Annotated in this window: 19 protein-coding genes, 1 tRNA gene and 2 pseudogenes; 12 read left to right on the top strand and 10 right to left on the bottom strand. The window is 70.4% G+C overall.

Translation table 11 applies throughout. The features are described from left to right. Positions 1-10 precede the first annotated feature (10 nt). Positions 11-709 (bottom strand): substrate-binding domain-containing protein, encoded by a 699-nt coding sequence (locus ABT154_RS29860; protein ID WP_351860898.1) that lies wholly within the window; start codon positions 707-709, stop codon positions 11-13. 93 nt (positions 710-802) lie between these two features. On the opposite strand from ABT154_RS29860, the gene ABT154_RS29855 reads away from it, so the two are divergent. The 8 genes from ABT154_RS29855 to ABT154_RS29820 all read left to right on the top strand — a co-directional run bounded on the left by ABT154_RS29855 (position 803) and on the right by ABT154_RS29820 (position 9,028). Then, positions 803-1,573 (top strand): IclR family transcriptional regulator, encoded by a 771-nt coding sequence (locus ABT154_RS29855; protein WP_317875186.1) that lies wholly within the window; start codon positions 803-805, stop codon positions 1,571-1,573. Positions 1,574-1,780: 207 nt separating this feature from the next. Further along, on the top strand, positions 1,781-2,992 hold the full coding sequence (locus ABT154_RS29850) for a 4-hydroxybenzoate 3-monooxygenase (protein WP_351860896.1): 1,212 nt from the start codon (positions 1,781-1,783) through the stop codon (positions 2,990-2,992). Positions 2,993-3,015: 23 nt separating this feature from the next. Next, complete coding sequence (locus ABT154_RS29845) at positions 3,016-4,041, top strand: amidohydrolase family protein (protein ID WP_351860894.1); 1,026 nt, start codon at positions 3,016-3,018, stop codon at positions 4,039-4,041. 31 nt (positions 4,042-4,072) lie between these two features. Next, the gene (ligK, locus tag ABT154_RS29840) at positions 4,073-4,762 is read left to right on the top strand and encodes a 4-carboxy-4-hydroxy-2-oxoadipate aldolase/oxaloacetate decarboxylase (RefSeq protein WP_317875189.1); all 690 of its coding nucleotides are present in this window, start codon (positions 4,073-4,075) and stop codon (positions 4,760-4,762) included. A gap of 2 nt (positions 4,763-4,764) precedes the next feature. Then, positions 4,765-5,682, top strand: coding sequence for an amidohydrolase family protein (locus ABT154_RS29835; protein WP_351860892.1), 918 nt, complete (start codon positions 4,765-4,767; stop codon positions 5,680-5,682). Positions 5,683-5,707: 25 nt separating this feature from the next. Further along, positions 5,708-7,015, top strand: a complete 1,308-nt coding sequence (gene ligA, locus ABT154_RS29830) for a protocatechuate 4,5-dioxygenase subunit alpha (protein ID WP_351860890.1) — start codon at positions 5,708-5,710, stop codon at positions 7,013-7,015. Positions 7,016-7,019: 4 nt separating this feature from the next. Beyond that, complete coding sequence (locus ABT154_RS29825) at positions 7,020-7,994, top strand: Gfo/Idh/MocA family oxidoreductase (protein WP_351860888.1); 975 nt, start codon at positions 7,020-7,022, stop codon at positions 7,992-7,994. Beyond that, positions 7,991-9,028: an aldo/keto reductase gene (locus tag ABT154_RS29820; RefSeq protein WP_351860887.1), complete on the top strand. Its 1,038-nt coding sequence runs from the start codon at positions 7,991-7,993 to the stop codon at positions 9,026-9,028. The genes ABT154_RS29825 and ABT154_RS29820 overlap by 4 nt, the downstream gene beginning before the upstream one ends. A gap of 91 nt (positions 9,029-9,119) precedes the next feature. Here ABT154_RS29820 and ABT154_RS29815 read toward each other — a convergent pair whose 3' ends face one another. From ABT154_RS29815 to ABT154_RS29800, 4 genes are all read right to left on the bottom strand, one after another. After that, on the bottom strand, positions 9,120-10,574 hold the full coding sequence (locus ABT154_RS29815; protein WP_351860885.1) for a Cys-Gln thioester bond-forming surface protein: 1,455 nt from the start codon (positions 10,572-10,574) through the stop codon (positions 9,120-9,122). Between the two features lie 225 nt (positions 10,575-10,799). Beyond that, positions 10,800-11,357 (bottom strand): single-stranded DNA-binding protein, encoded by a 558-nt coding sequence (locus ABT154_RS29810; RefSeq protein ID WP_351860883.1) that lies wholly within the window; start codon positions 11,355-11,357, stop codon positions 10,800-10,802. Positions 11,358-11,597: 240 nt separating this feature from the next. Next, a complete protein-coding gene (locus tag ABT154_RS29805) occupies positions 11,598-13,475 on the bottom strand; it encodes a GTPase (protein WP_351860881.1) in 1,878 nt (625 codons plus the stop codon). Between the two features lies 1 nt (position 13,476). After that, positions 13,477-15,087: a dynamin family protein gene (locus tag ABT154_RS29800; RefSeq protein WP_351860992.1), complete on the bottom strand. Its 1,611-nt coding sequence runs from the start codon at positions 15,085-15,087 to the stop codon at positions 13,477-13,479. A gap of 302 nt (positions 15,088-15,389) precedes the next feature. On the opposite strand from ABT154_RS29800, the gene ABT154_RS29795 reads away from it, so the two are divergent. Next, a tRNA-Arg gene (locus tag ABT154_RS29795) sits at positions 15,390-15,462 on the top strand. A 167-nt stretch (positions 15,463-15,629) separates the two neighbouring features. On the opposite strand, the gene ABT154_RS29790 is transcribed toward ABT154_RS29795, so the two are convergent. From ABT154_RS29790 to ABT154_RS29780, 3 genes and pseudogenes are all read right to left on the bottom strand, one after another. Beyond that, positions 15,630-16,289: a tyrosine-type recombinase/integrase gene (locus ABT154_RS29790; RefSeq protein WP_351860879.1), complete on the bottom strand. Its 660-nt coding sequence runs from the start codon at positions 16,287-16,289 to the stop codon at positions 15,630-15,632. A gap of 15 nt (positions 16,290-16,304) precedes the next feature. After that, positions 16,305-16,763, bottom strand: a complete 459-nt coding sequence (locus ABT154_RS29785; protein WP_351860877.1) for a hypothetical protein — start codon at positions 16,761-16,763, stop codon at positions 16,305-16,307. A gap of 8 nt (positions 16,764-16,771) precedes the next feature. Further along, a pseudogene (locus ABT154_RS29780) lies at positions 16,772-17,588 on the bottom strand (transposase family protein). A gap of 424 nt (positions 17,589-18,012) precedes the next feature. On the opposite strand from ABT154_RS29780, the gene ABT154_RS29775 reads away from it, so the two are divergent. Together ABT154_RS29775 and ABT154_RS29770 are read left to right on the top strand one after the other, a co-directional pair. Beyond that, complete coding sequence (locus ABT154_RS29775) at positions 18,013-19,026, top strand: hypothetical protein (RefSeq protein ID WP_351860875.1); 1,014 nt, start codon at positions 18,013-18,015, stop codon at positions 19,024-19,026. 27 nt (positions 19,027-19,053) lie between these two features. Next, entirely contained in the window at positions 19,054-20,634 is a 1,581-nt protein-coding gene (locus ABT154_RS29770; protein WP_351860873.1) for a ribosome-inactivating family protein, read from the top strand. A gap of 849 nt (positions 20,635-21,483) precedes the next feature. On the opposite strand, the gene ABT154_RS29765 is transcribed toward ABT154_RS29770, so the two are convergent. Beyond that, on the bottom strand, positions 21,484-21,654 hold the full coding sequence (locus ABT154_RS29765; protein ID WP_351860871.1) for a helix-turn-helix transcriptional regulator: 171 nt from the start codon (positions 21,652-21,654) through the stop codon (positions 21,484-21,486). Between ABT154_RS29765 and ABT154_RS29760 the strand changes: the two are divergent. After that, positions 21,653-21,931, top strand: a pseudogene (locus ABT154_RS29760) (transposase); the annotation flags it as partial. The gene ABT154_RS29765 and the pseudogene ABT154_RS29760 sit on opposite strands and share 2 nt — an antisense overlap. Here ABT154_RS29760 and ABT154_RS29755 read toward each other — a convergent pair. Next, positions 21,913-22,365 (bottom strand): DUF5959 family protein, encoded by a 453-nt coding sequence (locus ABT154_RS29755; RefSeq protein WP_351860869.1) that lies wholly within the window; start codon positions 22,363-22,365, stop codon positions 21,913-21,915. The pseudogene ABT154_RS29760 and the gene ABT154_RS29755 sit on opposite strands and share 19 nt — an antisense overlap. Positions 22,366-22,547 lie beyond the last annotated feature (182 nt).

The raw sequence follows: 22,547 nt of genomic DNA, 5'->3' as shown, positions 1-22,547 counted from the left end.
GGGGGTTCCGCTACGCGTCCGTGGCCGGGCACATGCCTCTGGCGCGGGCCGTCGCCGAGGCGGGGACCGAGGACAGCAGGTCCAGGACCTCGCGGGCGCGGTCGCGGGCGGTCGAGGTGGCCAGGACGGCCGCGCCGAAGGTCGAGCTGATCGCGGTGTCGCCCGGGAGCGGGCCCGCCACGACGACGCCCGGGAGGTCCATCAGCTCGCTGTGCTGCTGGAAGGCCAGATCCGCCCGGCCCGAGGACAGCAGGCTGCCGGCCGGGACCCCCGGCGGGGCCTGGACGAGCCGGTCCGTGAGCGAATCGGCCAGTCCCAGCCGGGCGATCAGTTCGACGAGCGCCGTTCCGCTGGGGCCGGTGGAGTAGGCGATCGTCCGCGCCGACAGGAGCGCGGCCCGCAGGTCGGCTTCCGAGTCGAGGGCCGGAACGGGCGCGCCCTCCGGGACGGCGGCGACGACCTGGGAGATCCACAGCGGGCGTGCCGTGCCCGCCACCAGGTGCCCTTCCGCCTCCAGTGCGGCGAGCGCTCCGGCGGCGAGGACCAGCACGTCGGCCTCGGCGCCCTCGCGGACCCGCCGTGCGATCTCGACGCCGCCGGCGGCGTCGAAGCGCACCGGGATGCCGTGGGCGAGCCCGATGTGCGCGGCGACCTCGGCCAGGACCGGCCGGGTCGCCATCGAGGACAGTCCGGCGATCTCTCGTTCCACGTCGCTCCTAGCGTCCGGTCGGTGGTACGGATGTCCGGCAGATGGTACGGCGACCGGCCGGGCCGCTCAACGCCGGTCTGCGAGACTTGCCGGGTGAGCACAACCCGGAGCACGGCGGCAGGAAAGGTCCTGGAGGTCCTCGCGGCCTTCGACCGCGAGCACCCGGCGCAGACCCTGTCGGAGATCGCCCAGCGCACGGGTCTGGCCCTGAGCACCGCGCACCGGGTGGTCACCGAACTGGCGGCCTGGGGGGCGCTGGAGCGCGGCGAGGACGGGTCCTGGCACGTCGGGCTGCGGCTCTGGGAGATCGCCTCGGGGTGTCCCCGTACCCAGATCCTGCGCGATGTGGCCCTGCCCTTCATGCAGGACCTGTACGAGGGGACCCACGAGAACATCCAGCTCGCGGTGCGCGAGGGCAGTGAGCTGGTGTTCGTCGAGCGGATCGCCGGGCACCGGTCGGTGGAGCTGCTGACGATGGTCGGCAGCCGGTTCCCCGTCAGCTCCACCGGGATGGGCCGGGTGCTCCTCGCGCACGCGCCCCGGGACGTCCAGGAGGAGGTCCTCGAATCGCCGCTGCGGGCGTGGACCCCGCACACCGTGACCGATCCGAAGACCCTGCGCGCCCAGCTGGACCGCATCCGGCGCGAGCAGGTCTTCGTCAGCGACCGGCAGCTCTCCGAGAGCACGGTCGCCGTGGCCACCCCGGTCCGCATCGGCCGGACCGGTCCCGTCAGCGCCGTCCTGGGGATCGTCTTCACGGCCCGGGACGCACGCCGCGCGGGCGGGCTGCGCGAGCCACTGTTGCGGGCGGCGCACGGGATCTCCGACGAACTCGGCCGGCGGACCCGTACGACGACGGCCTGACGCCCCGTCGAGTTCCGGGAGGACCGGATACGGGACCGGCTTCGGCGGCCGGCCCCGCGACCGACTTCCACGACCGGCTTCCACGACCGACTTCCGCGACCGGCTTCCACGACCGGCTTCCGCCTGGCGGAAACGGCGGCGACCCGCCCCCGCACCGGCTGTCAACGTTCGGGTGTTCCGAACGTTCGCAGCTGTTGAGGAGACGCCATGGCCGACGCCACCGTCGACACCCTTGCCTCGGTTCCCGTCGCGGTCATCGGTGCCGGTCCAGCAGGCCTGATGCTGGCGCACCTGCTCGGTCGCGCGGGTGTCGAGACGATCGTGCTCGACACCCGTACCCGGCACGAGATCGAGACGACGCAGCGCGCCGGAATCCTGGAGGCCGACGTGGCCCGGGACCTCGTCGACACCGGCGTCTCCGACCGGATCCTCAGCGAGGGGTACGAGCACGAGGGCGTCGAGCTCCGCGTGGACGGCCGGCCGCACCGCATCGACTTCCAGGAGCTGGTCGGCGCCTCGGTCTGGCTCTACCCGCAGACCGACGTCTTCGTCGACCTGGCGAACGCCCGGGAGCGGGACGGCGGCACGGTCCACTTCGGCATCCGGGACACCGAGGTCCTCGACGTCACGACCGACGCCCCGCGCGTCCGCTACACCTCGCCCGACGGGACCCGCCACGAGATCCGGGCCCGGTACGTGGTCGGCGCGGACGGCTCGCGCAGCATGTGCCGCGACCTGATCCCCGAGGACCGGCGGACGCGCTACGGCAAGGAGTACCCCTTCGCCTGGTTCGGCATCCTGGCCGAGGCGCCGATGAGCGCGCCCGAGCTGATCTACGCCCACTCCGAGCACGGCTTCGCGCTGATCAGCCAGCGCACCGAGAGCGTGCAGCGGATGTACTTCCAGTGCGACCCCGACGAGTCCGTCGACGCCTGGTCCGACGAGCGCATCTGGGAGACCCTCCAGGCGCGCGTGGCCGGCCACGACGGCTTCCAGCTCAAAGAGGGGGCCATCACCGAGAAGACGGTGCTGCGCTTCCGTTCCTTCGTGCAGCAACCGATGCGGTGGGGCTCCATGGTCCTGGCGGGCGACGCGGCGCACACCGTGCCGCCCACCGGGGCACGCGGGCTCAACCTCGCACTGCACGACGTGAAGGTGCTCGCCGAGATCCTGCTCAGGGCTCTCGGCGACACCGGCGAGGGCGCGCTGGAGGAGTACGAGCCGCGCGCCCTCCAGCGGGTCTGGCGGGCCCAGAACTTCTCGTACTGGATGACCCGGCTCCTGCACACCGCGCCCGGCGCCTCGCCGTACGACCTGCGGCGTCAGCTCGGCGAGCTGGACAACGTGGTGGGGACGCGCGCCGGGCGCGCCTACCTCGCGGAGCAGTACACCGGCTGGCCCACCCGCCCCCAGAACTGACCCGAAGAGCACCGGGAGTACTCATGATCATCGACTGTCACGGTCACTTCACCACCGCTCCGCCGCAGCTGGCCCAGTGGCGCGACCGGCAGGTGGCGGCGGCCGGTTCCGGCTGCGCCGCCCCCGACCCCGACGACGTGGTCATCAGCGACGACGACCTTCGCGAGGCGATCGAGGGCAACCAGCTGCGGCTCATGGACGAGCGCGGCAGCGATCTGACGATCTTCTCGCCGCGGGCCAGCTTCATGGCGCACCACATCGGCGACTTCGCGGTCTCCTCGGTGTGGTCGCGGATCTGCAACGACCTGGTCCACCGCGTCAGCACCCTCTACCCCGACCGCTTCGCGATGGGCGCGATGCTGCCGCAGTCCCCGGGCGTCGACCCGGCGACCTGTCTGCCCGAGCTGCGCCGCGCGGTCGAGGAGCTCGGCGCGGTGACGGTCAACCTCAACCCCGACCCCTCGGGCGGCAGGTGGACCGCGCCGCCGCTGACCGACCGCAGCTGGTACCCGCTGTACGAGGCGATGGTCGAGTACGACGTGCCCGCGATGATCCACGTCAGCACCTCGTGCAACCCGGCCTTCCACACCACCGGCGCCCACTACCTGAACGCCGACACCACGGCGTTCATGCAGCTGGTCCAGGGCGACCTGTTCGCCGACTTCCCGACGCTGCGGTTCGTGATCCCGCACGGCGGCGGCGCGGTGCCGTACCACTGGGGCCGGTTCCGCGGTCTGGCGATGGCGCTCGGCAAGCCGGACCCCGAAGCGCTGCTGGACAACGTCTTCTTCGACACCTGCGTCTACCACCAGCCGGGCATCGACCTGCTCACCCAGGTGATCCCCAGCCGGTCCGTCCTGTTCGCCAGCGAGATGATCGGCGCCGTCCGCGACATCGACCCGCGCACCGGCCGCCACTTCGACGACACCAAGCGGTACGTCGAGGCCACCCCGCACCTCTCGGACGAGCAGCGAGCCGCCGTCTACTCGGGCAACGCCCTGCGCGTCTACCCGCGGCTCGCCGCGCGCCTCGCCGCCGCCGGCCGCTGACCGGCCACCGACCGACCAAGGAGAAGAGCACATGCAGCACACCGAGATCGGTGTCGTCCACACCTCGGTCACCCGGGCCGACCCGGACGCGGTCGCCGCGCTGTCGGCGTTCGGCGTGGCGACGATCCACGAGGCCATGGGCCGGGTCGGGCTGATGCGCCCCTACCTGCGCCCCGTGTACCCGACGGCCCGGATGTGCGGCACGGCGGTGACCGTCCTGCTGCAGCCCGGCGACAACTGGATGATGCACGTCGTCGCCGAGCAGATCCGCGAGGGCGACGTGGTGGTCGCGGCCTGTACGACGGAGAGCGAGGACGGCTTCTTCGGCGACCTGCTCGCCACCTCGTTCCGCGCCCGGGGCTGCCGGGGCCTGGTCATCGACGGCGGGGTGCGCGACGTGGCCGACCTGGAGCGGATGGACTTCCCGGTCTTCTCCCGCGCGGTCAACGCCAAGGGCACGGTCAAGGCCACCCTCGGCTCGGTCAACGTGCCGGTGATCTGTGGCAACGCCCTGGTCCGGCCCGGTGACGTCGTCGTGGCGGACGCCGACGGCGTCGTGGTGGTGCCGCGCGAGCGGGCCGCCGAGGTCGCCGCGGCGGCGGCTGCCCGGGAGGCCAACGAGGAGGGCAAGCGCGAGCGGTTCCGCGCCGGCGAACTCGGCCTGGACATGTACAAGATGCGCGGCCCGCTGGCCGAGCTCGGCCTTCGCTACGAGGACTGACGATGACCGACTTCGAGAAGACCCCCGGCTGGCTGGACTGGTACGCCGGTCCGAGCCGGCCCCGCTTCGAGGTGCCCGAGGGCGCCGTCGACGCGCACTGCCACGTCTTCGGACCGGGCGCGGAGTTCCCCTTCGCCCCGGAGCGGAAGTACACCCCCTGCGACGCGTCCAAGGACCAGCTCTTCCAGCTGCGCGACCACCTGGGCTTCGCCCGTAACGTCGTGGTCCAGGCGACCTGCCACGGCGCCGACAACAGCGCCATGGTCGACGCCCTGCGGGCCTCCGGCGGCCTGGCCCGGGGCGTCGCCACCGTACGGCCGGACATCTCGGACGAAGAGCTGCGGGAGCTGCACGAGGCGGGTGTCCGCGGTGTGCGGTTCAACTTCGTCAAGCGGCTCGTCGACGCGGCGCCCCGGCAGGACCTGTGGGACGTCGTCGAGCGCATCGCGCCGTACGGCTGGCACGTCGTCGTCTACTTCGAGGCGGCCGACCTCGCCGACCTGCGCGACTTCTTCCTCTCGATCCCCGTGCCGCTGGTCATCGACCACATGGGCCGGCCGGATGTCACGAAGGACCCTGAAGGACCGGAGTTCGAGGCGTTCCTGAACTTCATGCGGGCGAAGCCCGACATCTGGTGCAAGGTCTCCTGCCCGGAGCGGCTGTCGACCGACGGTCCGCCGGCCCTCTACGGGGAGCGGGCGCCGTACCGCGACGTCGTCCCGTTCGCCCGGCGGGTGGTCGAGGAGTTCCCCGACCGGGTGCTGTGGGGCACCGACTGGCCGCACCCCAACCTGACCAACCACATGCCCGACGACGGTCTGCTCGTCGACTTCGTCCCGGACATCGCGACGACGCCGGAGCTGCGGCGCAAGCTGCTCGTCGACAACCCGATGCGCCTGTACTGGCCCGAAGCCGACTGACCCGCCTCACGATTGGAGTCCGGGCATGGCACTGGACAAGACGTACAAACTGGTTCCGGGAACCACCATCTTCGACGCCGAGCAGTCCGCCAAGGGCTACCACCTCAACCAGTTCTGCATGTCGCTGATGACGGCGGAGAACCGGGCGCTGTACCTCGCCGACGAGCGCGCCTACCTGGACGCGTGGCCGCTCCGGGAGGAGCAGAAGCAGGCGCTGCTCGACCGCGACCTCAACGCGGCGATGCGCGAGGGCGGCAACATCTACTTCCTCGCCAAGTGGGGGGCGACGCTGGGCCTGTCGTTCCAGCAGATGGCGGGCTCCATGACCGGGATGACCGAGCAGGAGTACCGCGACATGATGGTCGGCGGCGGCCGGTCCGTCGAGGGCAACCGCATCGACCACGCCGTCCTCGACGCCGCCTACGCCGACCCGAACCCGCCGGCCGAGCACGCCACGATCACCGGCGCGGTCTTCACCTCGCACGTGCCGGCGATCGGCGCGGCGATGGACCTCGGGAAGACCGAGGAGCCTTACTGGCAGCCGGTCTTCGAGGGGTACGAGTACTCCAGGCGGTGGGAGCGGGAGAACATCCCCGACGTCATCTTCCTGGTCTACAACGACCACGCCAGCTCGTTCGACCAGTCGCTGATCCCGACCTTCGTGCTCGGTACCGGCGCGGCCTACCCCACCGCCGACGAGGGGTACGGGCCCCGCCCGGTACCCGGCATCGAGGGCGACCCCGACCTGGCCGCGCACATCGCGCACTCGCTGATCAGGGACGACTTCGACCTCACCCTCGTCAACGAGATGAGCGTCGACCACGGCCTCACCGTCCCGCTGTCGCTGATGTTCGGCGACGTCGAGAAGTGGCCGTGCAAGGTGATCCCCTTCCACGTCAACGTGGTGCAGTACCCGGTGCCGTCCGGCGCCCGGTGCTTCAAGCTCGGGCAGGCGCTGCGCAGGGCGATCGAGTCCTACGACCGGCCGCTGAACGTCCAGGTGTGGGGCACCGGCGGCATGAGCCACCAGTTGCAGGGCCCGCGCGCGGGACTCATCAACCGGGAATGGGACAACGCCTTCCTCGACCGGCTGATCGAGGACCCGGCCGGCCTGGCGGAGGTACCGCACCTGGAGTACGTGGAGGAGGCCGGCTCGGAAGGCATCGAGCTGGTCATGTGGCTGATCGCCCGCGGCGCGATGAGCGACCTCGACGACTCCGGTGAGATCGAGGTCAAGCACCGCTTCTACCATGTGCCCGCGTCCAACACCGCCGTCGGCCACCTGATCCTGGAAAACCACCCGCGGGCCCAGGAGCCCGCCGTGAAGGAGTGACGACATGACTGACGACCAGCCCGTACGGATCGCCCTGGCCGGAGGCGGCGCCTTCGGTGCCAAGCACGCGGCCGCGCTCCGGCGGATCAAGGGCGTCGAGGTCGCCGCCGTCGTGAGCAGCAGCCTGGAGAGCGGCCGGAAGTTCGCCGCCGAGCAGGGCATCGACCGCGCCGTCGCCGACCTGGACGAGGTCCTGGCGATGGACGACGTCGACGCCGTCATCCTGGCCACGCCGACGCCGATGCACGCCGCGCAGACGCTGGCCTGCCTCGAAGCGGGCAAGCACGTCCAGACCGAGATCCCGCTGGCCGCGTCCCTGTCCGACGCCGAGGCGTGCCTGGCGGCGCAGCAGCGCACCGGGCTCGTCGCCATGGTGGGCCACACCCGGCGCTTCAACCCGAGCCACCAGTGGGTGCGGCAGCAGGTCCGGGCGGGGGACTTCTCCATCCAGCAGATGGACGTGCAGACGTACTTCTTCCGCCGTACGAACCTCAACGCCCTCGGCAAGCCGCGCTCCTGGACCGACCACCTGCTGTGGCACCACGCCGCGCACACCGTCGACCTGTTCGCGTACCAGACCGGTTCGCCGATCGTGCAGGCCAACGCCATGCAGGGGCCGATCCACCCCGAGCTGGGCATCGCGATGGACATGTCCATCCAGCTCCGCGCGGAGAACGGCGCCCTCTGCACCCTGTCGCTGTCCTTCAACAACGACGGGCCGCTGGGCACCTTCTTCCGGTACATCGGCGACACCGGCACCTACCTCGCGCGGTACGACGACCTGGTCACCGGCAAGGACGAGCCGATCGACGTGAGCGGGGTCGACGTCTCGCTGGACGGCATCGAGCTCCAGGACCGCGAGTTCGTCGCCGCGATCCGCGAGGGCCGCGAGCCGAACTCCTCCATCGCCCAGGTGATGCCGTGCTACCGGACCCTGGCGGACCTGGAGAAGCAGCTCGACGCCGTCGCGGGCGCGTGAGTACGCCGAGTACGGCACCGGCGGGCGGCTCCGGCCGCTCGCCGCGCCGGATCGGCCCGTTCGAGGTCCCGGCGATCGGCCTGGGGTGCATGAACCTCAGCCACGCGTACGGGGTCGCCCCGGAGCCCGAGGCGGCGGAGAAGCTGCTCCTGTCCGCCCTGGACCAGGGGGTCACGCTCTTCGACACGGCCGCGCTGTACGGCTTCGGCGCCAACGAGTCGCTGGTCGGCCGGGTCCTGTCCGGCCACCGGGACCGGATCGTGCTGGCCAGCAAGTGCGGGATGACCGGTGTCGAAGGGCGGCGGGTCATCGACGGCCGCCCCGAGACCGTCCGTCGCACCGCAGACGAGGCGCTGGCCCGGCTGCGTACCGATGTGATCGACCTGTACTACCTGCACCGGATCGACCGTCAGGTCCCGGTCGAGGAGAGCGTCGGCGCGATGGCCGAGCTCGTCGAGGCCGGGAAGGTACGCGCGCTGGGCCTGTCGGAGGCGTCGGCCGCGACGCTGCGGCGGGCCCACGCGGTGCATCCGATCGCCGCGCTCCAGAACGAGTACAGCCTCTGGTCGCGCAACCCCGAGCAGGGCACCCTGGCGGCGGCCCGCGAGCTGGGCGTCGCCCTGGTGGCGTTCAGCCCGCTGGCCCGCGGTTTCCTGACGGCGACCCCGCCGGACCTCGACGGCCTCCCGGCCGGTGACATCCGGCGGGGCATGCCGCGTTTCGGCGCCGACCACTACCCGGCCAACCTGCTGCTGCGCCGCGAACTGGCCCGGCTCGCGGAGGCCGCCGGCCTGACGCTCGCGCAGCTGGCGCTGGCCTGGGTCCTCTCCCGGGGCCCACACGTCCTCGCGATCCCCGGCACCCGCTCGACGGCCCATCTGACGGAGAACCTGTCCACCCTGGACCGGACCGTCCCCGCCGAGACCCTCGAAGCGGCGGGCCGCATCCTCAACGCGACGACGGTGCGGGGCCCCCGCTACAACGACCTCACCCTCTCGGAGATCGACACCGAACGCTGCGGGGCGGCGGGTTAGCCGACGCCCGGACACACGACGACCCCGGCCCGCTGACGCGGTCCGGGGTCGAGCGTTCTCACAGAACGGGTTCGTCCCGTGAGGGTGGGGCTCAGTGGCCGGCGGTCTTCTTCTTGCGGAGGAAGAACACCGCGCCGCCACCGACCACGACGAGCGCGGCGGCGATGCCGGCGATCATCGGGGTGGCGTTGGAGCTGCCGGTCTCGGCGAGGTCGCCGCCACCGGTGGTGGTGCCGGAGCCGGTCGTGCCGCCCGTGGTGTCACCGGTGGTGCCGGCCGGGGTCGACGGGGACGGCGAGGCCGGGGTCGAGGGCTCCGTGCTGGGGGTCTCGGACGGCTGCGGGCCGGGAGGGGCCGTCTTGCAGTCCAGGACGCCCTCGAAGGTCTCCTCGAAGCCGTTCGGGCCGGTGATCGTGAACTTGTACGCCTCGTCCTCGGCGAGCGGGACCGTGATGGTCTTCGTCTCACCGGCGGCGATGGTGTAGGAGGTGCCCTTCAGGTCGAAGGTCCACGGCTCGTCGCCCTTGTTGGAGGCGATGACCTCGAGGCCGCCCTTGGCGCAGTCCTTGGCGACCGTGACGGCCGGGACGGCACCCTTCTTCGCCCAGCTGGCGGAGGCCTTGGCCGTGACGGTGGAGTCGCTGGAGCCGGCCAGGATCAGGGTCTGCGAGGGGCCGTCGATCGAGACGAAGGCGCGGCCCAGGGAGACCTTGGTGGTGGCGGAGGCGGTCAGCTCGGCGGTGCCGTCGGCGGTGCCGGCGGGAACGTCGAAGTAGACCTCGTCGCCGTTCTTGGCCTCGGTGACCGGCTTGCCGTCCTTGTCGACGACCTTGACGCCCTCGGGGGTGCCGGCGGCGGCCTGGAGCTTCGCGGTCTCGGCGTTGGTGGCGACGGTGATCGGACCGAGCTTGTCACCGGCCTTGCCCGCCACGGAGGACGGGGAGAGCGAGAGGGAAGCCTTCGGCTCCTCGAGCTTGACCGCTTCCTTGAGGAGGTACTCGGTCAGTTTCTTGGCGTCGCCGCTGCGCGGCGTCGCCCTCACGTCGTCCGAGAACGTCCAGATCGCGGCCTGCGTGCCCGCGGCGGCCTCGTCCTTGGAGAGGTCGACGCCTAGCTTCGCACCGAGGGCCTCGGCGGAGTTCTTCGGGTAGGCGTTCTCCAGGACCCAGAGAATCTTGCCCGCGTTGTCGTTGTTGTGCAGCGAGGACTCGCTCCAGCCGACTTCCTTGTAGTCGAAGTCGTGCTTCGCCTCCGTGCGGATGTCGATGCAGTAGGTCTGGAGCGTTCCGCCGCCCTCGACCTGCATCTTGAAGAGGCCGCCGGTCACGGGGCTGGGCCACTTCTTCCACGTGTCGCCGTCCTTCTCGGCGATCTCGACGGAGCCACGGTCGGTCATACCGCCGAGCTTCGCCGTCACACCACCGGTACCCGCGGCGTCAGCGGCGAGCGCCGGACCTGCCGTGGCTATCGCTCCGGCCGCGACGAGGCCGGAGACGAGAGTCGCAGCGGCGAGACGGGCTACGCCTCGCCCTCGAACTGAAAACATTGCATTCCCCTCCGGGCGCGTCGCTCCGCAAACATGGTCGATTTGCGTGGGGGGAGCGCACGCCAGCAGATTCACAGACTCGATGGGCTCACGTGCCACATGAGTACCCGGGAATCCTAGGGATGCGGAACCCCCCGGTGCCCGGCCATCCGGTCAGATAAGCATTCCGACTCGGAATCGTTATCACACAAAGCGAGTTGGTCGACAAATCCCCACGACGGAAGGTCAGGGGACGGTCACCAAGCGCGCCTTCGACCCGGCGACGGCGTCCGCCGCTGGGGCGCCCGCGCGCTGTGTGGCCGGTGTGGCCGGTGTGGCCGGTGTGCCCTCTGAGCCCCATGCGCCCTCTGCGCCTTCGGTGGCTGTGGCGGGCACGGCAGTCACGACGGGCACGGCCCATGGGTCCGGCTCGGGCCTCTGTTCCGGCTTCGGTGCGCGCCGGAACGCCGCCGTCCCCCGGCTCAGATCGTGGCCCACCGCCAGCGCGGCCACGTCCACGAAGGTCTTCCGCTGGCCGTCGCGCTCATCCTCCCGCACCCGCAGCCGGCCGTGCACCACGAGCGGTTCCCCGACCGACACCGAGGCCGCGAGGTTCGCCCCCAGCGAGCGCCAGGCGGACACCGTGTAGAAGCTGGTGGGCCCGTCGGACCAGAGCGCCTGCACCCGGTCCCAGCGGCGCGTCGGCACCGCGAAGCGGAACCTGGCGACCCCGCCCGTCGCCGTGTCCCGGTACTCCACCGCCGTCGCCACGTTGCCGACGAGCGTCACGGTCGTCTCGTTCATGATCCGTCCCCCACCCCTGTCCTCAGCCTGCTGTCCGCACCGGCCTCTTCGCCGGTCGACACCCATCCTGGAGCCATCGGGAAGAACCCGCCGGAGCCTGTGGACAGCCGGAGGATGGGGACAACTCCCCCACCCGGAAGGGGTAACCGGAGGAGACCGAAGAAGAGCGAAGGAGACTGGAGGAAAGAGGATGAGAGTGGAGGAGACCGGACAAAACGGCTCCCTGGGAGGAGGAGGCCGCTACCTCACCCGTACCCCCGCCCGAGTCGCCCCGAGCCGTGTCGTACCGACGCGGGTCCCGCCCACGATCCGCGTCCCCGGCCGTGTCCCCGTCACGGTCGCGTACTGCTCGCGCACCTCCCGGTAGCGCATCAGCTCCGCCGCCACCGGGTCGAGCACCCGGGCCCGGCCGCAGGCCGCCGCGGCCTCCCGCAGGCGCCGCTCGGCCTCCTGCCCGTACCGCCGGGCCGGTCCCTTCACGGCGCCCTCGCAGGCCCATTCGACGAGCGGTCCGCCGATGATGCCGCCGAGCATCACGAGGACCGGCGGGAGCAGCCCCGGCTCCACGACACCCACGATCTGCCCCACCAGCCAGAGCGCGCCGAAGATCTGGAGGAGCGTCATCACGGCCTGGGCGAGGACGGCGGCGGGCCACCAGGCGGGCCGGGGCGGCCGGGCGGCCGGATCCCCGATGCTCACGGTCAGCTCGTCGAGGGCCTCGGGCAGCCCGTCCGCTCCCCGTTCCGCCGCCTCGCGCACGGCCTGCGCCCAGGGCGCGGGGAGCCCGCGCGAGGCCTCGTCGGCGACGATCCGTACCGCCTGCTCGACCCGCTGGCGGGCCGTCAGTTCGTCCTCGACCGGGGAGGCGAGGTGCGGGTCGGTGGAGCCGTGCGCGCGCATCCGCTCGTACCAGCGGTAGAGCCGTAGCCACGGGGTCCCGCAGGCGCGGATCGCACCCCGGCGCCAGACCCGCTCGGCGGCCTCGCCCGCCGCCTGCGCGCCGACGGCGACGGCGAGCCGGTCGGTGAAGGCGTCCCGGGCCCGCTCGTCGAGGCCGGGCCGGCCGTCGGCGAGGTAGGCGGGGCGCAGCCGGGCGGCGGCGGCGTCGACGTCGGCGGCGAGCCGCCGTTCGGGGGCGGTGCGTTCCTGGACGAAACGGCCTACCATCTCGCGGAGTTCGGGTACGCCGTCGCCGGTGAGCGCGGAGACGGCGAGCACGGTGGCGCCGGGTTCGCCGTGCTCGCCGAGTGCCACGCCGTCCTCGTCGAGGAGGCGGCGCAGGTCGTCGAGGACGAGGTCGGCGGCCTCCGTACCGAGCCGGTCGATCTGGTTGAGGACGACGAAGGTGACCTCGGCGTGCCCGGCGAGCGGCCGGAGGTACCGCTCGTGGAGGGCGGCGTCCGCGTACTTCTCGGGGTCGACCACCCAGATGACGGCGTCGACGAGGCCGAGGACCCGGTCGACCTGGTCGCGGTGGGCGGTGACGGCCGAGTCGTGGTCGGGCAGGTCGATGAGGACGAGCCCCTGGAGTTCGGTGTGGGCCGCGCCGCCCGCGAGGGGGCGGCGGCGCAGCCTGCCGGGGACGGCGAGCCGGTCGAGCAGTCCGGCGGCGCCCTCGGACCAGCTGAGGGCGATGGGCGCGGAGGTGGTGGGGCGGCGCAGTCCGGTCTCGGAGACGGGGACGCCGGCGAAGGCGTTGAAGAGGGTGGACTTGCCGCTGCCGGTGGCGCCGGCGATGGCGATCACGGTGTGCCGGGAGGAGAGCCGCTGCCGTGCGGCGGCCTCGTCGAGCACCCGCCCGGCTTCGGCGAGCGCCTCGCTGTCGACCCGCGTACGGGAGAGTCCGACGAGTTCGTGCAGGGCGTCGAGGCGGGTACGGAGGGGGCCGCCGTAGCTCCCGCCGAGGGGCGGCAGGGTGTCGGGCTCGTGCGCGTCCGCGCCGTCGGCTCCGGGGGCCCAGGCTACGGATCCGGCACGGTCTCCGGAGCCGCCCCCGCGTTCACCGGCACGACGGGCGATGAGCCCGTCGTCCCAAGCCGCTGTTCCCGCCGCGGCCCGCCCCCCGGCCCTGACCCCGACTCCTGCCCCTGTCCCTGTCCCAGCTCCCGGATCCACCACGTCACTTCTCCTTCTGCAGTACGGAGAGCGCGGCGATCAGCTCCGCCTGCGGCTCGGGGGTCACGTCGAGCGCTTCGAGGTGCGCGAGGCGCCGGTCGCGTTCGGTGTGCAGGACACGGTCGACGTACGAGAGGACCAGTTCGCCGCCCTTGTCGCGCAGCCGCAGGGCGACCTGGGCGCCGAGGAGTTCGGCGAGGCGTTCGCCGGCGGCCCGGGTGCGCCGGCCACCGAGGAGGGAGGCGGCGAGGAGGGCGGCGACGGTGTCGGCCTCGGGGACGGCGGTACGGGAGGAGGAGGGCCGCTCAAGACCCCGTACCTCTTCCTCGGCCAGCTCTTCGAGTACGCGGCGCCAGCGGCGTACCTCCACGCCGATCCGCTCGCCGGTGTCGCGGTCGGCGCCGGTCCGCGGCGGCCCGAGGGCCTCGGCGGCCGGTTCGCGGCGCCAGGCGTCGCGGACGCGCTCCTCTGCGGCGGACACGGCGCAGTGGAGGAGGGCGGCGAGGGACTCGGAGAGGGCGTCGAGGAGTTCGTCGGCGGTGCTGTCGCGGGGGTAGCCGCGCCAGCGGGTCCGGGCGTCGCCGGCGAGGACGGCGCCGCGCCCCAGCTCCTTGCGGACCCGGGTGCCCTGGGCGGTGTACGCGGCTTCGACGGCGCCGCCGAGGCGCCCGGCGGCGGCGTACTGGGTGGCGACGGCGGCGGCCAGCTCGGGGAGCCGGGCGTCGAGCGAGTCGATGACACCGGAGGCGGTGCGGTCGGCGGCCTGCTGGCGGGCGGCGGGGTCCTCGGCGCGGTGGGCGAGCCAGCCGCGGAGGGCGGCGACGGCACTGTCGGGCAGGAGGCCGCTGCCGCCGTCGGCGGACTCGGGGAGCTCGGGGATGGTGAAGCGGGGCACGTCGCCGAGGCCGGCCTTGTCGAGCAGGGCCTCGTACTGCCGGGAGACCTCGCCGATGACCTGGTGCGGGACGCGGTCGAGCACGGTGACGAGGGTGGCGTCGTACTCCTTGGCGGTACGGAGGAGGTGCCAGGGGACGGCGTCGGCGTAGCGCGAGGCGGTGGTGACCATCACCCAGATGTCGGCGGCGCAGATCAACTCGGCGGCGAGGAGACGGTTCTCCACCACGAGGGAGTCGATGTCGGGGGCGTCGAGGAGGGCGAGGCCGCGGGGCATGGAGGAGGCCGTCTCGACGCGGAGGGCGTTCTCCTCGGGGGGCGCGTCGTCGACGGGGTGGTCGTCGTCGGCCTGCGGCAGCCAGACGCGGGTGAGCTGCGGGAGGACCCGCATGCCGGCGAACCAGTGGTGGTCCTCGGGGTGACAGACGAGCACGGGGGTGCGGGTCGTGGGCCTGAGGACACCGGACTCGCTGACGCGCCGCCCGACGAGGGAGTTGACGAGGGTGGACTTGCCGGCGCCGGTGGATCCGCCGACGACGGCGAGGAGCGGTGCGTCGGGATCTTTGAGCCGGGGAACGAGGTAGTCGTCGAGCTGGGCGAGCAGCTCGGCCCGGGTCTGCCGGGCGCGCGGCGTGTCGGGAAGGGGGAGGGGGAGACGCACGGCGGCGACACGGTCGCGCAGGGCGGAGAGTGCGTCGATCAGCTGGGGCCGTTCGTCCAAGGTCACCACATGCGAAGAATGCCCAATTTATGAGTGTTTTTGAAGCCTATTGCGGCCCTGCGCGCCGAAGAGAGGAGCGGTGACCGGAACCTCAGGCATAACGAGTGCACAACACCCGCCCCGAGCGGCGTGAAAAGCGCTGCGCGAATCGCACCTGCCTGCGATTATCGTTCCGCTTCACCGAACCTCCACATCGTGCCACGCAGGTGAAGCAACCGGGCCAAGGCGATCGGAGCCCTATCCTTGTCCCAACAGGCCACACCCCACCCAAAAGGGGCTCCTGGCCACACGGCCACCACCCGGCCCCCGTAGCTCAGTGGATAGAGCAGGTGCCTTCTAAGCACTTGGCCGCAGGTTCGAGTCCTGCCGGGGGCGCTCCGCGTAAGACCCTCCTTCGGGAGGGTCTTTTTGCTGGTCAGAGCAGGTTCCGGGTGGGCGTGGAGGGGCCAGACGCGCCCCTTGGTGGTGTCTGGGCGCGTCCGGCGGTGTCCGGCTGGTTCCGGGTTTCTGCGGGTGGCTGCGGAGAATGCGCGGAGAAGTTTTCAGCCCCTCGGCGTGGCCGGGTCCGGCAGCTCCCCCGCCCTCTCGATCCGGTGCTTCAGGTCGTCGAGCTGCCCGTCGATACATCGGGCGTACGTGGTCAGGAGCACGGGGACGCTGTTGCCCGCCCACTCGGCCACGGTCACGGCCGGAACGCCGGCGTTGAGCCGGTTCGTCAGGCAGGTATGCCGGAGGTCGTACACGCGGCGACCGAGCGGTGTCCCAAATTCGTACGGAGTGAGCACTTCCTTTCGAGCCCGCCGCCACGCTCTCCGGATCACGGATCCGGCGAGATCTCCCCCTTTCTCCCCCTGCATCAGGAGGTCACCCGGCTTGAGCCCTTCCTTCTCGATGTGGGCCCGGAGAATCCGCGTCAGCGCGGGACGGCAGGGCACCGTGCGGGTGTCGTCGGCGGCGCGCCCCTTGAGCCCGCGCTGCTCGCGGACCTCCCCCGTGCTCGTCCACTGCCTGCCGACCTCGGGATGGGCGGTGTGGAGCAGCAGCTCGCCCCACTGGTCGTCGGCGTCCGCGTCGGGCAGGCGCACGTCCCCGACGTCGATCGCCACGACCTCCTCGGGCCGGGCGCCGGCGTAGTACATCGCGGCGAAGAACGTGTGCAGCCGCGGACCGCCCCTCGGCCGGGCAAAGACCCAGCCGAGCAACTTGGCGGCCTGCTCCTAGTTGAGCAGGGACCACTTGTCGACGGCTGAGGACGTCTCGGCCGCTGCGGCGCCCTTCCCCGTTGGGAGTGGGTTCTCCTTGAGCACCTTCTTCTTGATGGCGTACTCGAAGAGGACGTTCAAGACGCGCTTGGTCCGCCGGGCCGAGCTGGCGGCCACAGGCGAGCCGTCCAACTTCGTCATGGCCGCACGCAGGGCTGTCTCCACGGTGCTCTCGTCCTCCCAGGCCGCCATGGAGAGGGAGTCGCGCTGAACCCAGCGCAGGATCACAGCGACCTCCGGCGGGGCCTGGTCCCGCCGGAGGGTGTTGAAGGCGTACTCCCGGAGGGCCCGACGGACGTCAACGCCCTTGAACGTCGTCGGCTGGGAACGGAGCAGGGCGATCGTGACGGGCGTGAGCGCCTTCGCGACGTTCCGTCGGTTGTTCGCGCAGGTCCGCCCCCAGAGCTGGTCCACGAACTGGATCATCCTGAGTTTTGCCTGGTCGCAGGGCTGTGGATCATGAGGGTGTGGACGGCGGCGATCAGGCGGCTGATGCGGTTGGTTGAGCAGCGGGCTTTGCTGAAGACCTCCCATGCCTTCAGCTGAGCGAAGGCTCGTTCGCCCGGTGCGCGCAGGCGGGCGTGGTCGGGGTTGTACTGCTGGTAGTGCTCGGGTAATTCGCGGTGGTTGTAGTAGGGAGTACGGACGGTTGAGCCGGCGCCTCGGTAGGCCCGGTCGGCGAGGACGAGGATCTCGCGGGTCCGGCATGCCTGGACGATTCCGTGGGCGCGGGCGGCGGTCAGGTCGTGCCTGCGGCCCGGCAGGGCGCGGGAGAACCACAAGGGTGTGCCGTCGAGGGCCGCGACGACCTATACGTTCATCCCGTGTTTGCGGTGCTTTTGCGAGTAGTACGGCTCGTCGGCGGCGATCCGGTCGGGACCAGCGTGCCGTCCACGATCACGAAGTCGCCCTCGCCCAGTCCCATCAGGGCCTCACGCAGGCCCGGCGCCCACGCAGCCAGGACCTCCACGGTCTCGTCGACGTACCGCCAGACCGTCGCCTCCGACACTCCGAACCCTGCGGCGACCTGCGCGAGCGTCTCGTTCTTCCGCAAATGGGCCAGGGTGAGCCGGGCCTGCTTGAAGCAGCTCAAGCGCCGCCAACGCGAACGCAGTTCCGCCTTCGGGCGTATATCAGCCACGAGACGTGCTCGACGAGCTCGTGCGGGACGTCGAGCACGGCAGGATACGGAACCAAGCGAAGCTCCTCGGTCGAGGCACGGTGCGTAGAGAACACCAGCGCAACGACCAGGAGCCTCGCCTTGTTACTCCACCCCGCTGACCAGCCGTTTCACCCTGCCGAGGCAGGATGAAAGAGGCTCACTCTTCGGCAGCTCCCAGAGCCATCAAGTCCCGCGCGGTGCGGGCTGGCCCGGAGGACGGCCGGGCCCGGAGTCCTGTGCCCGTAGCCCGTGGTGCTGGCGAGTTGCACAACGCACTATCAGGAGTAGCTTCGTGATTGCGGGACAAAAGGAGAGCCCGACAAAAGGTCTTGCATACACAAAGATCAACTGGGGAGAGGATCTCGCCTCTCCACACCTTAAGCATCGGCGCGGTAACGATGCGAATGCGAACCGCCAGGAGGAAAAAACCTGGTACAACGTCAAGTTTAGTGGAAAACAACTGCTCCGCCCGAACCGCTGACCGTCTCGGGAGGCATTTCCATGACCGAGAAATACGACGATGCTCTGATACGGGACAACTTCCAGGACACCGGAAGTATACCGACCAAGGGTACCCCGTACGCCTCTCCCGACATCATTCCCTTTGGAAGCGGTCTGCTGTCCTTCGACCGGATGGTCTCGACATACAGCGGCCCGGACCTGGCCAAGCCGGTTACTAACGGGGCGAGCAACAACATCTACATCAGGGCGAAGAACATCAGCACGCACAAGGTGCAGGGCCGGGTGACGCTCTTCTGGGCCCGCCCGTCACTGCTGCTGACACCCGACCAGTGGAATCTCGTCGCACCGCCGGACTCCTCCCAGTCGACCGTGCCCCTGGTGAATGTGGACGGCAAGGAAGAGATTGCGCCCGGACAGATCTGCTCCGGCGCCCCTGCCTTCAACTGGCAGGGGCAATCGGGAGAGGAGCTCCACTACTGCCTGGTCGCCGCCGTCTCGACGCCGCTGCACCCCCTCGGCATACCGCAACGATTCGACACGAACGCAGATTTTTCCCGGTGGGTGTCCGAGACGCCGCAGGTGGCGTGGCGCAACGTCATCCTCGTTCCCGGCAAGACCAACACCTTCAGCCAGGCCCTGACCATCGGCAACCTGGACGGACAGGCCTGCGAATTCCAATTCCTCATGACCGGCAAGAACGTGCCGACCGAAAATTCGGTCCAGGTCCAGTGCGCCGACCACAGGTGTTCCTTCGAATGGACCGGATCCCTTCCCCGTCCCGATTCCCGGGGGAACCAGAGCACAGCTTTCACGCAGGTCATTCCGGGGCGACTGGAAACATCGGCGGTCTGCACCTTGACGGTCGGTGTCCCGTTCCCACCGGATTTCGCCTTCGGCATTCAGCTCTGGAAGCCGCCGACTTCGCGCGAGGACATGTCGGCGACGCGTCCGGCGGAGCTCGCTCCGGAGTCGCTCACGGGGCCGACACCGTTGATGATCCCGATCGGAGAGTGCTTCTTCGCCACCGAAGCCCCCCGTGAGGGAATCCACTGAACCCCGCCGACATCCTTGGGAGCACGCGTGTGTCATCTCCACGTCAACGCGACGACGACCAGGACCCAGTACAGCGAGTTCATCGACGCGATCCGGCAGCGTGTGAGCGGACCTCTGCTCTACGACCGGATCGCCGCCACCACCACTGCCCGCGGTGCGACGTTCGTCGTCCGACTGACCACGGATACCCACGAGGTCCGGGTACTCCTGCGGACCCTGGACCTGTACGTGCAGGGCTGGTGGACCAGAAGCACCACCAGGACGAAGGGCAAGAAGCATATTCCGATCACGAACACCTACTACCGCATGGAAGGGACCACGGACACGTACTTGCCGGACGAGCCGGGGCTCGCCGACGTTTTCGACCTGGGCTTCGGCGTGGGATACGACGCGCTGGAAGGACGGGCGACGGGCTCGGGCTCGCAGGCCCAGCCCGTGAACCGCGGGGAGATCGCACTCGGCCGCAATGCACTGATGTTCGCGATCAACGCTCTGGGGAACGCCGAGGACAATCCATATGTCACGGATGTGCCCAGGGCGCTGCTGATCGTCATTCAGATGCTGTCTGAGGCTGCCCGGTTCGACGCCATCAGGGACAGGCTGACCCCCGACGTTGCGTGGCAGGGCGGAGTGCAGCTCGGACAGGCATTCGCCGAAAACATCGAAGGGACCTGGGAAGGCAATGCGGCCTACTTCCGGGCGCGCCTTCAGGACCCGCAGGTCCCCGCGGTGACGACGCGTACCGGAATACGCCTCTACGCATTGAGCGCCTTCGTGGGCTTCCTGGCCATCGCCAAAGGCAAGGACGAACTGCGTCGGAGCGCCCCGAACCCCCCGGGAAACCAGGCCCCGCCGGGAGGCCCGGACGGCGTGGCGAACCTCTCCCCGCTGGTCGGTGCCGTCATGGAGGAGGAGGCGGAAGTGCATTTCTTCTGCTGCGACTCGTGTGCAGCCGTCGACCTCAGCCTGACGAGAGGAAGAGGAGACCTGCTTATCAACGTCGTGAGTACGTCGGAAGAGTGGACGGCGCTCCGGGAGTGCCGGTTCTCCTCCTGGATCGACGCGGTACTGCCCTACCCGGGTAGCCGGAACCGGGCCTACTTCTTCAGCGGCGACCAGTACGCGCTCATCGAGTTCTCCACCGAGCCCACGCAGAGCAAAGTCGTCAGCGGCCCCCGGTCGATCGCGGAGGGATGGCGTTCACTGCGCCAGTTGGGATTCTCCACAGGCGTGGATGCAGTTCTTCCCGCTTCGACCGAAGGCAGTGGAGCCTACTTCTTCCGGGGCGACCAGTATGTGTGGGCAGAGAAACTGGAAGGCGCGGCGGAGGACACGCAAATTCATGCTCCGGCGTCGGTGGCGGAAGACTGGCCGTCGCTCCGCGTGGCATCGATGCTGACGGCGTACCAGGGGACCACCGCCGACTTCGTCCGCCGGCTCAACGGTGCCGTGGCAGACCCGGCCGACCCGAGGTACGCCTACTTCTTCAGCGGGGACCAGTACGTGCGCGCCGCGGTGAAGTCGACGACCGGACCGGATCTCATCGCCGACGGCCCGGCCCCGATCCGCGACAACTGGCCTGCGCTCGTCCAGGCCGGCTACTTCTAGGGTCCGTACCCCGCACCGTCGGCCCCAGGTGCGGCCACGGGGCCCGCCGGCGGAGGTCGCAGCCGTGTGGCCGCTCCACAGGCCCTGGTCACCACCGGCGATGCGGCCGCAGGCGGGTGGTACTCGGGCAGTGGCCGAGGCCGTGCGGAACACGCTGGCGTTCGCCCGGCGGTACGGGCTGCCGCTGGCGGCCCGCAGCGGGAGCCACAGCTGCGGCGGACGCCCTGGGATCACACTCGACCTGGATCGGATGAACGACATCGGCGTCGCGGCCGACACGGCGACGACCGGCGGTGAGCGCTGCTCGTCGACGCGTACGGCGCACTGCGCGCCGAGGACCGGGCCATCCCTGCCAGCAGCTGCCCGACCGTCGGCATCGCCAGGCTGACACTCGGCGGCGGGATCGGATTCGTCCGGCCCGGCTACGGGCCGATGTGCGACCGGCTGCTGTCCGCCGACGGTCACACCCGGGAGCGGCGGAGTGCGAGCCAGAGCCGGCACCCGGATCCTTCCGCCGCCGGCCCCGGCTGCCCCGGCCACGCAGGCTGCCGCCGCGAACCGCCCGCCTGGCAGGACCGGGCGCTGGACGACGTCGCGTACGTCACAGCCAACCTTCGTGGGCTAACTTTCAAACTAAGCACTCGAAACGCTATGTGGCGAGCCCGTCGCCGCCTGCAGCCAGTGAGGCTTCCCAGCCAGCACTCCGCCAGTACCGCGCGTGTAGTCGGTGGCCGTCCAAGGAGAGCGAGAGCCACCTGTCGGTCACATCCTTGCCCCACAGGCAGAACACCTTATGACCTGCGGGAACCGCACCCAGCGGTGCGCAGAAGGAGCCGTACGTCGTGTCCATCAAGCAGCGTCCTCGTGCTCGTTCAGCCAGATGTCAAGGTCGAGCCGACGGACCCGGAGGCCGCCGTTCGGGAGCTTGATGCAGCGGGGGGCCCGCTGCTTCTGGCGCCAGTCGTAGGAGGTGGAGCGGGTGATGCCGAGTTCGTCGCACAGCTCGGGGACGGTGAGCATCGTGCTCGGTGACCGCGGCTACGACCACGACAAGTACCGCCGCCTTGTCCGCGCGCTCGGCGTGAAGCCGCTGATCGCCCGCCGAGGCACCGAACACGGCTCAGGACTGGGAACTCAACGTTGGGTTGTCGAGCGCGCGTTCGCCCATCTGCACTGGTTCCGCCGTCTGCGGATCCGCTGGGAGATCCGCGACGACATCCACGAAGCCTTCCTCACCCTGGCCTGCGCGGTCATCTGCCGGCGCCGACTGGTCGCGGTTCAGCGCCGCCACTCGTAGGCGCTCGGTGACGTCTGGAGGACTTCGCTCGGCCACTCCCGCCGCACCAGCTGGAGCAGTTTCCGCTGGTCGTCGATCCATCCGTCTTCAAGGCACAAGGGAAGGAACACAGAGATGCTGGAGCGCGCCACGTCTTCAACGTGGACGGCGGGCGTCTCGTGTTCTTTGTTGAGTGCCTGGACCCGGATCTCAGGACTGCGGTTGTCATCTATCCAGCAGACGTCACCGCCCGCGGCAAGCACATCCAGGGCGCGTGACCAGCCATCCAAGTCGTCCGGAAACAAGCCAAGGTCCAGCCGTCCGCTCACGAAACCACTCTCGATGAGCACCTCAGCGTCGAGCAGGTCGTGCAGCGGCATGGCTCCCGGCATCCGGCGGCCCAGCACACGTACTCGGAAGCTGTTGTCCCCATCCGAGAGATGGATCAGATCCACAACGCACCCATACCTCTCACCCGTCAACGCTCACGGCCCATCCTGTCGGCCGAACCTTGTCACCACCACTGAGTTGTCCGGGAGTCATTCCGTTAGGAGTTCTTAGGAAAAAGGGAGGGGGTGTCTCTGTTGTGGTGCGCCTTCGGATGTGAAGAAGGAGCCGCTTCGCGGCGTGTCCTTCG

It is taken from the genome of Streptomyces sp. NPDC001728, assembly GCF_040297565.1.
Taxonomy (GTDB): domain Bacteria; phylum Actinomycetota; class Actinomycetes; order Streptomycetales; family Streptomycetaceae; genus Streptomyces.
The sequence above is the reverse complement of the archived record's forward strand: the minus strand, read 5'-3'. Positions and strand labels throughout refer to the sequence as shown.

Bases quoted from the DNA above. Each gene is read 5' to 3' on its own strand.
- ABT154_RS29765 (WP_351860871.1), bottom strand. From the start codon at position 21,654: ATGCTCACCGTCCCCGAGCTGTGCGACGAACTCGGCATCACCCGCTCC.
- ABT154_RS29845 (WP_351860894.1), top strand. From the start codon at position 3,016: ATGATCATCGACTGTCACGGTCACTTCACCACCGCTCCGCCGCAGCTG.
- ABT154_RS29825 (WP_351860888.1), top strand. From the start codon at position 7,020: ATGACTGACGACCAGCCCGTACGGATCGCCCTGGCCGGAGGCGGCGCC.
- ABT154_RS29775 (WP_351860875.1), top strand. From the start codon at position 18,013: ATGACCGAGAAATACGACGATGCTCTGATACGGGACAACTTCCAGGAC.
- ligA (WP_351860890.1), top strand. From the start codon at position 5,708: ATGGCACTGGACAAGACGTACAAACTGGTTCCGGGAACCACCATCTTC.
- ABT154_RS29815 (WP_351860885.1), bottom strand. From the start codon at position 10,574: ATGTTTTCAGTTCGAGGGCGAGGCGTAGCCCGTCTCGCCGCTGCGACT.
- ABT154_RS29850 (WP_351860896.1), top strand. From the start codon at position 1,781: ATGGCCGACGCCACCGTCGACACCCTTGCCTCGGTTCCCGTCGCGGTC.
- ABT154_RS29835 (WP_351860892.1), top strand. From the start codon at position 4,765: ATGACCGACTTCGAGAAGACCCCCGGCTGGCTGGACTGGTACGCCGGT.
- ligK (WP_317875189.1), top strand. From the start codon at position 4,073: ATGCAGCACACCGAGATCGGTGTCGTCCACACCTCGGTCACCCGGGCC.
- ABT154_RS29810 (WP_351860883.1), bottom strand. From the start codon at position 11,357: ATGAACGAGACGACCGTGACGCTCGTCGGCAACGTGGCGACGGCGGTG.